Origin of the sequence: Kitasatospora sp. NPDC088346 (assembly GCF_044740765.1) — a bacterium.
GTDB lineage: Bacteria > Actinomycetota > Actinomycetes > Streptomycetales > Streptomycetaceae > Kitasatospora.
In genome coordinates this window covers 1-15,175 of record NZ_JBIURH010000094.1, presented here as the reverse complement: position 1 = coordinate 15,175, position 15,175 = coordinate 1, and the positions used below count along the sequence as shown (strand labels likewise).

Sequence of the window (15,175 nt, the reverse complement as noted above, 5' to 3'; positions counted from 1 at the left end):
TGATCAGGAACTACGCACCCGGCATTGCCGGCCTCCATTCTGCGAGTTCACTCGCCATACGCGACTTCGTGTCGCACCGCCCCAGTCGAACTGCAACCAGCGGCCCGGCTCCGGGATCCACGGCCGGTAGGTCCGCCGCTTGCCCGCCTTCCACGCGGTCTTCGCCGCGTTCACCGCCCGCCTGGTCGAGCGCGCGCTGCCCGGGTAGCCCATCTTCACGAGCTTGTCGTGGACCACGTCGGCGCGGATCGTCGCCTTCGACTGCTCGACCCACTCCTCGATCTTCTCCAGGAACGCGTCGATCATCTTCGGCCGCGGCTCGCGCTGATACGGGTTCCGCCCGCCGGCGCGGGCCTCGACATACCGCTTGACCGTCTTCGGGTCGTGCCCCGTGAGCGCGGCCGCCGACCAGACCGTCTCGGTCAGGTCATACGCCTCGAATATCTCCATGATCTCTCTGTCAGACTTCGTCACAGGACCTCTTCGACCGGTTGGCTGATGCATCGCAAACACCAGCAAACCGGACGAAGGGGTCTCCTTCGTCAACGGAAGCGATCAGGAACACCACAGGACCGACGGCCATCCACCTGGATTTCTCGTGGCCATCAGCCGGGACTCAACTGGCCGCGCACCTGGACATTGCCACGGCCGCCGTCAAGTAGCGGACAGTGCCCAGTCATTTCGCGGGTCAGCAGCACCTTGTATGTGTTTCGAATCAGGCGATCGATGTCAGCGTCGGTGGTGGACCTGCGGAACAGGGTCCTTGGACGCAGTTCGGTCGGCGCACTCGAGTGCGGCTGCGTACTTGCGGGGCCGGCCAAGCGAGCCGCGAGGCTCTCGAGTCGGTGGTCTAAGCTCGACGACCTGGTAGTGCAGGGAGGCGATGACCCGAGCGTGAGGCTGACCCGTTGCGGCGTGGGTTGTCAGACGAGCGCCGCCGTTGCACCGGGGACAGGTCGGGGACCACGCGCCGGGAACCGTTAACCGCGAACTGCTCTTCGACACACGAACGACGCGTTCCGTTCAGCGCACGGCAGGCTGAGATCAACATCGCCGGGCGACTGGGGGTCAAGGGGTCGCAGGTTCAAATCCTGTCGTCCCGACTGGAGTTCGCTCCATTGTCGCAGGTCAGAGGCCGTTTTCTCGTTCGCGAGGAAGCGGCCTTCGGCGTTCGTGGGGGCCTCCCCTCTCACATTCGTCTCACGGTTTTCACGGTTCGAAGGCGGGGCTGGGGCCGCTCGGGCCGTGAGCTGGCGCCTGGGATGACCCTCTTGTATCTATCTGTCGGATTTGTTGATCACTGCAATGGGCTCGATGGTTGCTCGCCGTGATCCCAGATGCTGCTCAGAGGGTTCGCACTTGACGCATCTGCCATTCGATCAAGTGCGCGCCGACAGGTCCAGCGGCTGCGCAAGCCCCCGTTGAGTTGGGCGACGATGACGCAGCGCAGGCGGCTGCGTCGAAGGTGCGGCGCGACGGAGTTGGGGGCGGGGCTCCGGGCCCGGCGTCAGGTGCTTGCGGTACAGACACCCACATGCGCTCCCAGGCGCGCAGGGCTCCCTCGATCCGGTCGGACCAGGCGTCGATGTCCTCGCCCTCGAGTTGCTCGCGGTCCGCCGTATCCGGAACGAGGGCGATGGCGGTGTCGAACACCTTGTCGTGCAGGCGCTCCGTCCGCAGGACCAGCTGAGCAGGTGTTGGCTCCTTGATGAGTTCGGGCGTCATGCAGGGGCGCTGCGACCTCCTCGCCGCCCTGCGCGAGGGGGAGGCCCCGGCCGAAGCGGGCTCGGTTGGGGCGGACTGAGTTCGGCTGGCTCGCCGCGGCAGGGGAGGAGATCGATCGGCGCTCAGTGGATTCCCGGGCAGTGGGCGCTGTCGCGGGTGCCTCCGGCCTGGAGCGTGGCGAGGGTGGTCAGGGCTGCGTCGGTGGCGCGCTGGGGGAGGTTCGCGCTGTGTGCGAGGAAGGCGACCCAGCCGGGGAGGAGGGCCTTGACGGTTGTGGTCACCTCGTCCTCGAGCCAGTCGTTGATCAGTTCGATCTGGTGCTGGAGCCGGTGCGGGGACACGGTGAGGTGGGTGTCGGGGAGCATGCCGTCGAGCCACTCGCCGACCAGGGCAGCGGCGGCGTTCTGCTCGACCGTGCCGAGGGGGTCTCCCCCGCGGAGCTGCACGAGGTAGGCGGTGAACTGGGCGGTCAGCGGCTGCGGGTCGTAGTCGTGGTAGAGGGAGAGCTCGCCGGGCATGGAGCGGCCGGTGCGGTTGAGGGCTGCGGCGAGGTCGTGCACGCGGCGCATGGAACGGAGCCATTCGTCCCAGACCGTCCGCGGCTCGTTGCCCCGGATGAGTTCCTCGGACAGATCGGCCTCGCGAAGACAGCGCAGCACCTCGGTACCGGTCTCGGCGAGCGTCACGGGCTGAGCGCCGTCGGCGGCCCAGCCGACGGCGGTGCGCCAGGCCGCGGCAGCCTGGTACACGTCGTCGAAGGCGCCGCCGCCGGCGATGGTGATGAAGGCGCAGGCATCGACGTCGAAGAGGTAGACGGCGCGGTCGAGCCCACCGGGGTACTCGGTGGTCGCGATCACGCCGATACGGGCTCCGTAGACGTCGCGGATGGTCCACACCTCGCCGGTCATGCGGAGCTTCCCGGTGTGGGCGAGCCAGTCCGGGGCGGCGGCCTGCCCGGCGCCGGCTGCCGTGCCGGCGCGCGCGGAGCGGCGCTGCTGTTTGATGATGTCCTCTGCGGCGTGGGCGAGGGCGGGGCTGCCGATCGCGCGAAGGCCGTGCAGCAGCCGGAGCGCGGCCTGGGCGGCCGGCGCGTCCGGTTCGGTTCGGAGCCGCGTCAGGGCCAGAGTGAGGACCGCGTCCAGCAGCCAGGCGACGCCGGTTTCATCGTGCTTGTCGGCCATGCGATGCAGGTGCTCGCCGAACAGGCGGGCCGTCAGGTCCTCCAGAGCGCGTGGGGACTGCGCGTCCAGGAGGATCACTGCGCCGTCCAGGAGGTCCGCGGCGACGTCGGCGACCCAGGCGGGCGCCTCGCGCGGGCCGCGGAGTCGGCCGGCCAGCACGCCGAGCGCGCTGACGCGCCCGAAGGGGCTGCCGGACACGAGCCCGCGCGCCGGGGCCGGGGCACCGTCGTGGGCGCGCTGCCCGGGCAGCCGGTTCGCGGGGTTCCCCGAGCGGCGCGAACCGGGGCTCTCCTTCTTGGACTTGCGGGACCGGGAGACCGGGGACATGGGACCTCTGAACTGCGGTGGCGGGACGGACGACTGCCAGCGTACCGACCGCGTCCGGGGTGTACGGCCGCCCGCTGCGCAGACGCCCGAACGAGTGACGGCAGGGCATGCGTCCGCCGGCGTCCGCTGGAGGCCGGCTACTCCTCGTCGTCGTCCTCCTGGACGGGGAGCTGGAGCCCGTGCTTGCGCAGCTCCTCCCGGACCGTCCAGCCGTAGTTCTCGGCCAGGTCCTCCCCGGCGTAGCAGAGCACTTCGTCGCCGTCGTAGGTCCCTTCACAGGCGCGCAGCCCGGCGATGATCCCCGCGCCGACCGCCTGTGCGGCCTGGTGCAGGCCCAGCTTGAGTCGGCGTCGTAGGTCCTGCCGGTAGCGCTCGATCGCCTCCTCGACCATCTGGCCGGCGGCCTCTTCGGGGCTGACGTAGCCGTAGCCGGGCTGGCGGCCGGTGTGCATGTTGCGGATGTCCAGGTCGCGCAGGGCCTGTTCGACCCCCGCGGCGACCTCGTCGCGCAGTTCGCCGTAGTCGGCGCCGTGGTCGCGGTGCCCGGTGGTCCGCGGGTCAAGGATCCGTACCGCCAGGGCATGCGCCTCGGCGGCGAGTTCGGGGTGCGCCCGCAGCAGGGCGTCCAGGAGCGCGGCCTTCTCCTGCGGTCCGAGTGTGGCGAGCGCCGCCTTCCCGTCCGTCCGCTCGGCGTCGCGCGCGGGCGCCGGGGCCCAGCGCAGTCCGGCGTCCACGGCGGCGAGCGCCACCGCGACGCCGTGCGGGCACAGAGCGGCGCCACGCCGGGCCGCCTGGCAGTCGCACTCCCCTGTCAGCGTGCCGTCGATCACGCCGACCCAGACCGGATACCGCTTCCCCGCGTCCGCGGTGACGTCCGCGTTCGCGCCGCCATAGCCGGACTCCAACCCCTGGACGGCTCCAGCCATCCACAGCTTCCGCCCGGACGCGAACGCGCTCGCGCTCGCACAGGTCTTGATCGTTTCTTGTGTCACCACTGCCGCCACGACACGCCATTTAACCGTACCGGCGGGCGGTGCTCTCCCGCCCCGGGGTGAGCAACGGCCTGCTGTGGAGGTTTGACCGCGCAGTGTGCCTTGCACACGGTGGAACCCCCGTCGCGGGTTCTCGGAGCCAGGCCGGATGATCAGCTCGCGCAGTTCCTCGGACAGCGGCGGGCGTCCCGAGGAAGTGGGCTGCGTCCATTTCTGCTGGCTCAGGCGTTGATGCCGGGCCAGGAGGGCGCGCGGGAGATGATCCGCGGGCTGCGGACGTCAGGGGGCCAGTCCGGCCCTGTCGAGTTTGGCGATGAAGCTGGTCTTGCGCTGGTGGTCGGTGCGGAGTTCGGCGAGGTAGTGGCTGAATCCTGCGGGGTCGTCGGCCGTCGCGTGAGCCGAGCGCAGGCGGCGGAGCAGTTTGACGGCGCGGTCATAGCGGTACTTGCTGGTGTCGGCGAGCTGGGCCTGGATCAGATAGCGGTAGGGGGCGAGCACGTCGGCGGGGTGTGCGGCTTCGCGCTGTTCGACCAGGAAGCCGAGCAGGCGTGGGCCCACGTCGTGGGGGCGGGTTGCGGCGGTGGTCCACGCCTCCTCGTCGAGGCCGGCAATGATCAGGGCCTGGACGAGCTCGCCCAGGCGCGCCGGGTCCTTGGCCGCGCGGGTGCGCAGCTCGTCGAGAGCCGGGGCGATGAGCGCGGTGTCGCCGACGCGGTGGCAGGTGGCGGCCAGGGCGCCGAAGGTGGCGGCGACCGGGTGACGGTTGAACTCGGCGACGCGCACCTCGAGGGCGGCCACCGTCTGGGCGTCCTCGATGAGGAGGTCGACCAGTAGGTCGCGGAGTCTGGCGTTATTGGGGTTGCCTGGGTGGTGGGCCAGCCCGCGCCGGGCCCAGTCGATGGCCTCGGCTGCTCGGTCGGAGTCGAGCAGGGCGCGTGCGATCTTGCGGTACTGCTCCGGGCTCTTCAGGTCCTCGGCGAGGACCGCGATGTAGTGGTCCACATCACCGGTGAGCTCGGCGAGCTGCTCGCGGAAGTCACGGACGGCGAACTGGGCGCTCCAGGAGTCGGGGTCTGCAGTAGCGGCGCGGGCGCGGACCTGGGCGGTGATCTCGGCGATGCCCCGCTCGCCGAGGGCGGGCGCGAACGATCGCAGGTGGATACGGGGCCAGCCGGGGCCGTCGAACTGCGCCGCGACCAGCCATGACGCGAGCGTTGTGGGGTTGGCGGGCGGGGCCTGCTCCAGCGCGCGGGCGTAGAGGTCGGTGAGTTCCTGCAGCGCATCGCCGACGATGCCGGAGGAGTCGTCCAGGTGCATCAGCGCACGGGTGACCCGGTCCACGGCTGTGCGCAGCGTCCGCACGACCGTGCCGGCCCGCCCGGCGTCGACCAGCGCGGTCGCCGTCTCCAGTACCTGGTGGGCGGTTGCCTGGTACTCGCCCCGTCCGTGGTGGGGATGGCGGCGCTTGTCCCACCGCAGCCTGTCCACCAGCGCTGCGAGCTCGTCCGGGGAGACCGTGTTCTTGCCCATGCGCCCCATCCCACCACATCGGGCACATCCGCGAGCGGATGGCCGCGGGCCCGTTCCCTGAACGCGGACCTGGCGTTCGCCGGGCCGGGGGTGCGGCTACTGTGCCGTCCATGAGGGGTGCGTGGAGCGAGGAGAGTCTGCGGCGGCTGCGCGCGGCGCGGCATGCCGGTGACGGGGCGGCGCTGGTCGGGCTGTTGTCGGGGCAGCCGTTGGCCGAGGTTCTGCAGCAGGTCGGGGATGCGGTCGGCGACGCGGTGACCGCGCGGGTATCGGGGGCGGCGGACCTGGCCGAGCGGTGCATCGCCGCACTCGGTGAGCGCGACTGGGAAGGGGATGCGGAGCTGGCGGAGCAGTTGGCGGCCGCCCTGGGGCGCGGCCCGGTGCCGTTGCTCAGGCCGTTGCCGGTGGATCTGGAGGAGCTGGCTGGGCTGCTGGAGGGCGACCCGGTCTTCGGCGGTGGCCGGATCGACCTGACCACCGGTGACTGCTGGCCGCAGCTGGTCGACTCCGACGAGCAGACGGAGGACGACGAGGATCCTGAGCGGTGGCTGCCGGCGTGGTGCGAGGGTTCCCGGGACGGTTACCAGGACATGGAGCTGTTCATCGCCACGATCGGTGACGCCGATTTCGCGGATCGCCTGGGGATCGCGATCTCAGGTCGTGGCGCGTTCCGCCGCTTCAAGGACGTGCTGGCGCGCCGTGAGGACGAGCTGCGTCGATTCCACCTGTTCGCCGAGGAGCGGCAGCGCGGCCGGGCGCGGGCCTGGCTCGCCGGGAACGGCTACCGCCCGGTGGCCCGCCCCTGACCGCGGCTGGACGAAGCAGACTGGTCGAGACGAGCGGGGCGACCCATGACGGGAAGCCGAACCTGGAGGCCTCATTGTACCGTCACCGCCAAGGGGGGCGGAGGCGGTTTGGGGCATGCGCCAGCCGTTCGGGTTGAACGACCAGGGGTAGGCGCTCCGGTGTCCGGGGTTGATGGACAATGCCCGGGTGATGGAGAGCGACGATGTCCTGGCCAGGGTCTTGGAACTGCGGGCAGCCGGGAGCGGGTCGAAGCAGATCGCGAGGGCCCTGGGCATGCGCCCCGCGCAGGCGGGTGCACTGCTGCGACAGGCGGCTGAGAGCCTGGCGGGAGGGACGGCCCCGGCCGATCGGCCGGTGGTCGGGTGCTGGGTGAGCGCCGGCTGGACCGCTGGCCTGGGACTGGCCGCCGCGCCCGCGTGGGCGGAGGCCGACCTGCATGCCGCCGAGCCGGAGACGGCAGGTTTCGCACAGGTACTGGTGGCCCGCCAGGAGCGAGCCAGCAGAGTGACGGTGTGCGGATTCCTGGTGGACGTCCACTGCCTGGGCGTCAAGAACACCATTGAGCCGGAGGTCATCGGAGCCGGCTCGCTCCCTGCGTACCTGCGCGGGTACTACTCGGCATTCGACCGGCCGCCACTGAGCATCGAGCTCGACCAGGCTCGCACGATCGTGCACGGCGCGGTCGCGTACGCGCGTTCCCTCGGCTTCTCGCCCGCAACCGGCTTCGCGGACACCGCCCGGGCATTCCCCCCCGGTAGGTAGACATCACGGACACTGGATCTCGTGGATTCAGAGGAAGAGATGGCACCGGTGGTGCACAAGTACTACTCAGCGGAGTTCCGCGCTGACGCTGTGGCGCTGTACTGCTCCGATCCGTCGCTGACGTATGCGCAGGTCGCGAGGGATCTGGGCATGCACGCCGAGTCGCTGCGGCAGTGGGTGCGAGCGGCGGGGGCCGCGCCGGGGCCCGACGGCGTCCTGCCGGCTACGGGGCGGCCACGGCGGAGACACCCGAGGAGCGCATCGCCCGCCTGGAGGCGGAGAACGCGGCCCTGCGTGTGGAGAACACGGGGCTGCGCAAGGACCGCGAGACGCTCTCGGTCGAGCGGGACATCCTGCGGAAGGCTACGAAGTATTTCGCCTCGGAGACGAACTGGTGATGAGCCGCTTCCAGTTCGTTGAGGACCACCGGGAGGCCTTCGAGGTCAAGCGGCTCTGCCAGGTGCTGGGCATCCAGCGCTCCAGTTACTACAAGTGGCGCGCAACTGCCACAGCCCGCGCGGAACGGCAGGAGGCCGACGCCGCGCTGGCAGCACGGATCCAGCGCGTCCACACCGACTCCGACGGGGCCTACGGCGCCCCGCGCATCACCGCCGAGCTGCGGGATGACGGCCTGGTGGTCAACGAGAAGCGCGTCGCGCGGGTGATGCGCAAGTTCGGAATCGTGGGCACCCACCTGCGCCGCAAGGTCCGCACCACGGTGTCCGAGCCGTCGGCCACACACCACGTCGCCCGCACCCCCGCTCCCGCCGCCCGCGACACCATCCTGCGCTGCTCCGAAGCCACCCAGACCGGGGTCACGTCGTCCCACCGCCAGCATTGCTGAAGCCCCACCGGGCAGGACGTGTTCGGTCCATTCTGTGTCCATGCCCCAACCCCGCACCCCACGTGGGGCCTGCGGACGACGAGTCCGGCGGAGGATACGCGCCTTCAACTTCAAGTTTGCCGCCACGCTGCCGGCGGATGTCATGCCGCTGGAAGTCCTGCCCCCTCACGGCGACTTCAGGGCGCCAAAGTCGCGGCGGTCTCGGCGAGCTGGGAGAGCGTCAAGCGGGGGCACTCGACGATCAAGGCGAAGCGCGACCTCACAGGCATTCGGCAGGACCAGATCCGATTCTGCCCGCGCGGCGCGCAGCGCGCATTGAGCAGGTGGCCCTCGGGACAGAGGCTTGTCCGACCGCGTGCATCCGGCCGGGCCGGGAACGGCTGGGGGAAGTGCCTCGTCGGCGGTGACCGCCGGCTGCCCAGTCCGTAGGTCAGGCCGGTGGCGGTACAGGCAGGTCCCGGTGGTGTCCGGATGGCGCCGGCATGGCCGAGGTCGGCGTCGCGCTGCTTCAACACCTCTTGCATCCGTGGTCGGCTGCTCCCGTGTGGTGCGCCGTTGTGCGGGTGGAAGGACAGCGGGGGATGCGCGGTGACGGCGGTGCGCCGCCCCGTAGCACCGCCGACCCCTGTCTCGGGGACGAGCCGCTTTGTCGCGCCGACGGGGCGTGAACACGGCCGCCGTGTTGGGATGCCACCATGTCCTCAGGGTGGAAGGCAAGGCCCCAACCGTCCCCGTACTCGCGGATGACGTCCGTCAGGTGGGGCGCCGAGCGGCCGAGGGCTTCGAGCAGTGCGCCGCGAGTGGGAGCGCGGTGCGGCCAGTCGAGGCAGAACGAGAGGTCTCCGTTCACCTCGGCGCCGATGTCTTCGATGACCAGTGCGCGGACCAGTTCGGGATGGCCGGAGGCCAGCTGATAGGCGTTGACACCGCCCAGGGAATGGCCGAGTACGACCGCCGCGCCGGCGCCGAGGTGGTGGAGCACGGCAGCGGCGTCTTCGACGTAGCCGTCCCGGGAGAAGTCCGAGGGACGATCTGAACATCCGGGGCCTCGCTGGTCGAGAGCGACGACTCGCCAGTCCGGCGCCAGGTCACGGGCGAGCCGGGTGAACGTCCGTCCCGCACTGAAATGGCCGTGCAAGGCCAACACGACCGCGCCAGGGCCGCCGACGTCCAGGTAGGACAGGCGTCGTCCCGAGACCGACACAGCAGCGCGGATGGGATCGGACGGTCTGGGCACCAGCAGGGACACAACCCTGCCAGCTGTGGTGGTTCCGAGGCCAGGTGCCGCTGGACCTCACGACCACCGCCCGGATCTACGACTCCCTGGTGCGCCACCCCGCCGACGTCGCCGCCGGTATCGCCGCCGGTGCGCACGGACGCCCGGCTCGGACCCGGCGGTGGACCGCACACGGGCGGACGAACTCGCGCGGTACCCGGCCGAGGCGAGCCAGCGACCACCTCGCAGCCGGCGAGCCGTCCTCCGCGACCGCGGCCGGCTCACCGCCCCACGGCCGGTGTTCCCGTTGGGCCGGCCGACCATCCTGCACCGCGTGGTGACGACCGCGCCGACCAGGATCCCACCGTGACCGACACCACCGCCGCCGCACCACGCCACCCGCGCGGCGTCTGCCACAGCGACGCCCGGCTGCGGTGCGGCAGGTTCCGGGGCGAGGTGGAGCAGCGGGGTGCGGGCGGCGACGCGGTCCTCGACGGGAACGGTCGGTAGCCCGTCCTCGGGCCGTCCTCGTGCTCGGGGCCGCCCGCCCGGCCGGCACCCTGGCCCGGGCGCCTTCGCGGAGCGCGGCCGCACCCGGCCACCACGACGGTGACCGGGTGTGGCCGCTCCACGCGACGGCCGGCGGTGAGCGCCGCCGGTGAGCGCCGAACTCCGCGGGCCGCGCCTGCCTGCGCGGATCGTCAGCAGGCGACGCCGGCGACCGTCGCCGTCGGTGCTGTGACGTTCACGAGCTCGACGGATGAGCCGGTCGGGACCGCGTAGGTGATGGTCTGGTACTCGACGCCCAGTCCGAGCCGCTGGCCCGCAGGGATGGTGATCTCCCATCCGGTGCTAAGGGTGACCGTGGCGTTTATCTTGGTCCCGATGGTGGCCGTGATGACGTCGAGGGCCTTCGCCGAGGCGTTCGTGCTGGCCTCGTAATTGGTCGTGTAGCTGGAGTTGCGGGTGAACTTCTGGGGCACGCTGGAGGTGTTCTCCAGACAGTCCTGCACGACCATCCACTTCCGGCCGTAGCTGTAGGGCATGGCGGGGCCGGATCCACTCGAGCCGCTGGCGCCGCCGGAGCTGCCGGGGACGGTGGGCGGGCGCTCGGGAAGAGCCGGCACCTCCGGCCGGCTCGGCTTCTGGGCCTTCCCGTAGATTTTGACCTGCTCCATGTCGAACGTCGCACCGACCTCGCCGCTGCTCCAGTCGATCGTCTCCGAGAAGCTGCCGCTGCACCCCATCTCCTCCCACTCGGGGACCAACGGGCAGTCGCCGCCGGAGGCGGCGGCCAGGTTCGGGGCCACCACTGCGGGCACGGTGGTGAGCAGCGAGGCGCCGAGTACCGCAGCGGCCAGGGAGTTCCTGAGTTTCACTGTTGCTCCTGAAGGTTCGGGTCGGGGAAGCGGCGACCTGACAGATCCACTGCTGTCCGGCCGCGGCGCAAACACTGACACAGCCTCAAGGCATTAGCTAGGATGAATTCAGGCCACCATGATCACAGCTGATATGAATGAGCGTGATGGTGTCCGACAGGCCGACGAACGGAGAGGCGCCCAGTGACGGCAGACGGGCCAGGCGCACCGGACACCCTCGCGGACCGCATCGAGCAGCTCTTCCGGACGATCCTCCGGCCGGGTGGCGAGCCGTACAGCAACGAAGAGGTCGCACGGGCGTGCCGGGAGGCGACCGGGGAGACCTTCTCGGCCACCTGTGTCTGGCAGCTGCGCACCGGGCGGCGCGGCAACCCGACCAAGCGCCACCTCGAAGCCCTGGCGCACTTCTTCCAGGTACCGCCCGGGTACTCGGACATCGTCCATGGTGCCGTCGAGGGTGTGGGCGAGCAGCCCGCCGGCGGCGGTGACGACCGACAGCACCTGCGCCGGGTCGGCCTCCGGGCGGACCACGAGATCCATGGGCAGGTAGTGGTCCCTGGGCCGGGCGGCGAGCTGTCCGGCGTACGCGAGGAGCTCGTGGGCGATGTGGACGGCCGTGTCGCGGCAGCTCCACTCCAGCGGCCCGGCGGGGCCGTTCCAGTCCCGGTCCGCGGTGAGCGGGGACAGCACCTGCAGACAGTCGAGCAGCGCCTCCCGTACCGGGTCACCGTTCATGAAGATCACGTATCGGGTCATCTTTCATGGGCACGGGCCTGCCTGGCGGACTGTCACACGATAGGACCTGGGGTCTGACATGCCCTCGGCCGTCACGCCGCCCCGGCACCCCGCCGGACGGCCCCGGCCGCCCGGGGACCGGTGCGTCCTTGGAGGACGGGGTGCTGTGGTGGTCACCCGGACTCGGCCAGGGGCGTCCTTCTGCAGTTGCACCGCCGCTACCAGGCTCAGCCTCGGCTCCGCCTGCCGCAGCGCCTTCACCGCACCGACGGACGCGAGATCACCCGCGTATCCGACGGCCGCCAGCCGGGAGCGTACCCAGCCGGCGCGCAACTGCTGCTCGGTGGCGGCGGCCGCGGCGGCGACGAGCGCGGCGGCGCGTTCCAGACCCGGGCGCTCCTCGGGGGACGCCACGGCCAGCGCCCGGTCCAGAGCCCCGGCGAGGAGGTCGGAGTCGCGGACGAGCAGGACGAAGTTGTGCTCCGGCCGCACTCCCAGAAAACCAGTCATACCGGCATCGTGGTGGCCGGAACGGTCGGACGGAAACGAACTCGAGCAACACCAGAGGTTGTTCGGCGAGGCGGGCGGAGCGAGGCAGCGACCCCACCCCGTACGCCGCGGACACCACGGATGCCACGCCGCGTCGCCGTCCGCGCGCCGTACGGGAGCTGCCGTTCCTGTTCCCCAGCTCCCGGACCAGCATGGGGTGCACCGCGGAGCCGCCGGTCCGGCACGGGGGTGCCCTCGGTCCGACAGGCGGAGCCGCGAGCGTTCGCCCGCATCGGCTCGAACAACGTGGCATCGTGGTCCGCGAGCCCAACCCCGGGGACAAGCACAACGGCACCGTCCGGCCGACGCCCGCTCATCCGGTCGGGAGCTCCCGGAGCTCCTCCCCTTCGCCGGACCGAACCCCCTTCGGAGACCGCATGACCAGCCAGGACGAGCCCTACGCGGCGGCCGCGGGCCGGATCGCGTACTTCAGTACGAGCCGTCTCGAGGCTTTCAGCGACGGTGTCTTCGCCATCGCGATCACGCTGCTGGTCCTGGACCTGAAGGTGCCGGAGCCGGACGCCCTGCAGGACGAGTCACTGACCGCTGCCCTCGCGCGTCAGTGGCCCTCCTACTTCGCCTACCTGGTCAGCTTCCTGGTCATCGGGATCATCTGGATCAATCACCATGCGATGTGCGCGCTCGCGCGCCGGGTGGACCGGCGCACGCTTTTCGCCAACCTCTTCCTGCTGCTCACCGTCTCCGTCATCCCGTTCCCCACCCGCCTCCTCGCCACCTATCTCACCGCGGACAACAGCAACGCCCACACCGCGGCCGCCGTCTACGCCCTGACCATGGTGGCCATGAGCATCGCCTTCTCCGTGCTCTTTCTCGCCTTCACGCGCGACGCCCGGCTGCTGAACAGCCCGATCCCGCCGCAGGCCAGGCGCACCGCCAGGCGCCGCTTCGGCATCGGCGGCCTGTGCTACCTCGCCACCGTCGGCCTCGCCTACCTCAGCCCCGTCGCCATGCTGGCCACCCACGCCGTCCTCGCCGTCTACTACTGCTTCGACCAACTCGCCCCGGCACGAGCCACTCGCCGGTAACGGCCGGGCCCCTGCGGAGGCGTTCCGCAGGGGCCCGGTGTGTCGTCGGCCCATGGGGGCCGCGGGGGTCAGTGTGCCCCGGCGGTCGCCTCGACCCGGCGGTCGCCTCGACCCGGCGGCGGACCAGGAACCAGCCGCCGACCAGGGCGGCCGCGATCAGTGGCAGGCAGGCGACGGTCGTGCGACCGACGCCGCCGTCCAGCCACATCAGGACCACGACGGAGACGAGGAAGAGCAGCGTGACGATCTGGGTGTACGGCGCCCAGGGCAGCTGGTAACCGGGACGGGTGACCCGCCCGTCCTTGGAGCGCTGCCAGAACAGCAGCGAGCAGATCATGATCACGCCCCAGGTGCCGAGGATCCCGATCGAGGCGATGGTGAGCACCGGCTCGAACGCTCGCCCGGTATCGGGTAGTTCAGCGCCACGCCCAGCACGCCGAACCCGGCGGTCAGCAGGATGCCGCCGTAGGGGACGCCGCCCGAGTTCCGGACGGGAAGGGCGAGCCGCTCGCCGACGAGCGGGTGCCGGATGTTCGCCGTGGCGGCGTACGCCTCGTTCGGCGCCTTCTGGCCGGCCTGCCGGGGCCTCGTCGAGACGGTGGGGCCCGCACGTGTTCACCCGGTGGTTCCCGTCGAACCCACAGAGGAGCTCGGACAGCCTGCCCCTGGAGTCCTGGACGGCCGGTCCCGAGATGCGCCGTGGGCGTGGGCAAAGGGAGTTCGGGATCCGCGTGTGACGCGCATGCGCACGTGCGACCGAAGGTCACCCGACCCGCCTCGGCGGCCCGGCTGGAACAGGCGATCGAGGGCGGGCCTGTCTGCGCGCGCGGCGGTACGGCCGGCCGGACCCGCCGTACCGCCGGATGCGCGGTGCTCCGGCTGTCAGCAGGCGACGCCGGTGAGAGTGGTCGTCGGCACGGTGACGTTCACGAACTCGACGGTGGAGCCGCCGGTCGGGACCGCGTAGGTGACGGTCTGGTACTCCAGGCCCAGCCCGAACCTCTGGCCCGCGGGGATGGTGATCTCCCATCCGGTGGTCCTGGCGATCGTGGAGTTCGGCTTCGTCCCGAGCGTGGCGGTGAGGATCTCGAGGGCCTTCGCCGAAGCGTTGGTGCTGGCCTCGTAGGTGACGGTGTATGTGGAGTTGCGCGTGAACTTCTGGGGCGCCGGCGAGGTGTTCTGCAGGCAGTCCTGGACGACGGTCCACTTCTGGCCGTAGCTGTAGGGCCTGGCGAAGGTGCCTCCGTTCGAGCCGCCGGGCACGCCGGAGCCGCCGGGGACGGGGTCGACGGTGGGGGCCGCCGGGACGTGCGGCGGCTGCGCCAGGCCCACGATCTCGACGTTGCCCCCGTCGAACGTGTCGCCGATCTCGCCGCTGCTCCAGTCGATCGTCTCCGTGAAGCTGCCGCCACATGCCAGGTCGTCGGATCCGGGGGTCAGGATGGTGCAGTCGTGGGCGGCGGCCAGGGTCGGTGCCAGCAGCGCGGGCATGGTGGTGAGCAGCGATGCGCCGAGAGCCGCGGCGACCAGGGACGTCCTGAACTTCATGGGTACTCCTCGGGGTTGGCGTCGGGGAAGTGCGCCGGGCGGTTCGACGGCCGACCGGCGCGGCGCAAACACTGACACACTCTCAGCGCATGAGCCAGTGTGAATGTTAGGCGGGCCTACGTAAGCTGGAATGAATACGCGTGTGCTGAGGCAGGACAGGTCGGCAGGACGGGAGGCGCTCAGTGGCCGGGCGATGGAGGAGTCCGCGAGGTCGCGCTCCGGGTGGTGACCCGCTCGCCGGAGGGGCTCGGTACCATCAGCGACATCATCGAGGCGATCGCGCGCCGGGAGGGGGGAATCCGACAGTGATCTTGCGGAGGCGCCCCGCGGGGGCGCGCGGGCCGGCGTCCCGGTCCGTCCGGTCGCCGGCGGACCAGGAGGATGGGGCGGATCTGGAGGGTGCGGAGGGTGCGGACGGTGCGGTGGGAATGACGAGCGGGGAACGGCGCAGCCTCTGGCGGCGCTGTGAGCGGATCGCGGCGACGCTGGCCCTGCCGGAACCGTTCGAACTGCCTGCCCTCGCCGAGACGTTGT

General features: G+C 71.0%; 14 protein-coding genes and 3 pseudogenes. 6 read left to right on the top strand and 11 right to left on the bottom strand.

Going from position 1 to position 15,175, the window contains the following annotated elements; genetic code table 11:
- Positions 1–3: 3 nt before the first annotated feature.
- The 5 genes from ACIOFR_RS40780 to ACIOFR_RS40760 all read right to left on the bottom strand — a co-directional run bounded on the left by ACIOFR_RS40780 (position 4) and on the right by ACIOFR_RS40760 (position 5,755).
- Positions 4–450: a hypothetical protein gene (locus ACIOFR_RS40780; RefSeq protein ID WP_401005670.1), complete on the bottom strand. Its 447-nt coding sequence runs from the start codon at positions 448–450 to the stop codon at positions 4–6.
- A gap of 894 nt (positions 451–1,344) precedes the next feature.
- Entirely contained in the window at positions 1,345–1,725 is a 381-nt protein-coding gene (locus tag ACIOFR_RS40775; RefSeq protein ID WP_401005669.1) for a hypothetical protein, read from the bottom strand.
- Positions 1,726–1,847: 122 nt separating this feature from the next.
- A complete protein-coding gene (locus ACIOFR_RS40770; protein WP_401005667.1) occupies positions 1,848–3,233 on the bottom strand; it encodes a hypothetical protein in 1,386 nt (461 codons plus the stop codon).
- A gap of 137 nt (positions 3,234–3,370) precedes the next feature.
- Complete coding sequence (locus tag ACIOFR_RS40765) at positions 3,371–4,159, bottom strand: hypothetical protein (protein ID WP_401005665.1); 789 nt, start codon at positions 4,157–4,159, stop codon at positions 3,371–3,373.
- Positions 4,160–4,504: 345 nt separating this feature from the next.
- A complete protein-coding gene (locus ACIOFR_RS40760) occupies positions 4,505–5,755 on the bottom strand; it encodes a hypothetical protein (RefSeq protein WP_401005663.1) in 1,251 nt (416 codons plus the stop codon).
- A 110-nt stretch (positions 5,756–5,865) separates the two neighbouring features.
- Between ACIOFR_RS40760 and ACIOFR_RS40755 the strand changes: the two genes are divergently transcribed.
- From ACIOFR_RS40755 to ACIOFR_RS40740, 4 genes and pseudogenes are all read left to right on the top strand, one after another.
- A complete protein-coding gene (locus ACIOFR_RS40755; protein WP_401005661.1) occupies positions 5,866–6,561 on the top strand; it encodes a UPF0158 family protein in 696 nt (231 codons plus the stop codon).
- Positions 6,562–6,748: 187 nt separating this feature from the next.
- Positions 6,749–7,324: a hypothetical protein gene (locus ACIOFR_RS40750; RefSeq protein ID WP_401005659.1), complete on the top strand. Its 576-nt coding sequence runs from the start codon at positions 6,749–6,751 to the stop codon at positions 7,322–7,324.
- Between the two features lie 39 nt (positions 7,325–7,363).
- Positions 7,364–7,504 (top strand): annotated as a pseudogene (locus tag ACIOFR_RS40745) (transposase); the annotation flags it as partial.
- Positions 7,505–7,721: 217 nt separating this feature from the next.
- Entirely contained in the window at positions 7,722–8,168 is a 447-nt protein-coding gene (locus ACIOFR_RS40740; protein ID WP_401005658.1) for an IS3 family transposase, read from the top strand.
- 508 nt (positions 8,169–8,676) lie between these two features.
- Here the strand turns inward: ACIOFR_RS40740 and ACIOFR_RS40735 are convergent.
- Positions 8,677–9,315, bottom strand: coding sequence for an alpha/beta fold hydrolase (locus ACIOFR_RS40735; protein WP_401005672.1), 639 nt, complete (start codon positions 9,313–9,315; stop codon positions 8,677–8,679).
- 435 nt (positions 9,316–9,750) lie between these two features.
- Here ACIOFR_RS40735 and ACIOFR_RS40730 point away from each other — a divergent pair, with 435 nt between their 5' ends.
- On the top strand, positions 9,751–9,894 hold the full coding sequence (locus ACIOFR_RS40730; RefSeq protein ID WP_401005656.1) for a hypothetical protein: 144 nt from the start codon (positions 9,751–9,753) through the stop codon (positions 9,892–9,894).
- A 191-nt stretch (positions 9,895–10,085) separates the two neighbouring features.
- On the opposite strand, the gene ACIOFR_RS40725 is transcribed toward ACIOFR_RS40730, so the two are convergent.
- From ACIOFR_RS40725 to ACIOFR_RS40715, 3 genes and pseudogenes are all read right to left on the bottom strand, one after another.
- Positions 10,086–10,763: a DUF6426 family protein gene (locus tag ACIOFR_RS40725; protein WP_401005654.1), complete on the bottom strand. Its 678-nt coding sequence runs from the start codon at positions 10,761–10,763 to the stop codon at positions 10,086–10,088.
- A 108-nt stretch (positions 10,764–10,871) separates the two neighbouring features.
- Positions 10,872–11,519 (bottom strand): hypothetical protein, encoded by a 648-nt coding sequence (locus tag ACIOFR_RS40720; protein WP_401005652.1) that lies wholly within the window; start codon positions 11,517–11,519, stop codon positions 10,872–10,874.
- Positions 11,520–11,690: 171 nt separating this feature from the next.
- Positions 11,691–12,008: pseudogene (locus tag ACIOFR_RS40715) on the bottom strand (hypothetical protein); the annotation flags it as partial.
- 416 nt (positions 12,009–12,424) lie between these two features.
- Here ACIOFR_RS40715 and ACIOFR_RS40710 point away from each other — a divergent pair.
- Positions 12,425–13,093, top strand: coding sequence for a TMEM175 family protein (locus ACIOFR_RS40710; protein ID WP_401005650.1), 669 nt, complete (start codon positions 12,425–12,427; stop codon positions 13,091–13,093).
- 85 nt (positions 13,094–13,178) lie between these two features.
- Here ACIOFR_RS40710 and ACIOFR_RS40705 read toward each other — a convergent pair.
- A pseudogene (locus ACIOFR_RS40705) lies at positions 13,179–13,579 on the bottom strand (L-asparagine permease); the annotation flags it as partial.
- A gap of 396 nt (positions 13,580–13,975) precedes the next feature.
- The gene (locus tag ACIOFR_RS40700; protein WP_401005648.1) at positions 13,976–14,641 is read right to left on the bottom strand and encodes a DUF6426 family protein; all 666 of its coding nucleotides are present in this window, start codon (positions 14,639–14,641) and stop codon (positions 13,976–13,978) included.
- Positions 14,642–15,175: the final 534 nt, after the last annotated feature.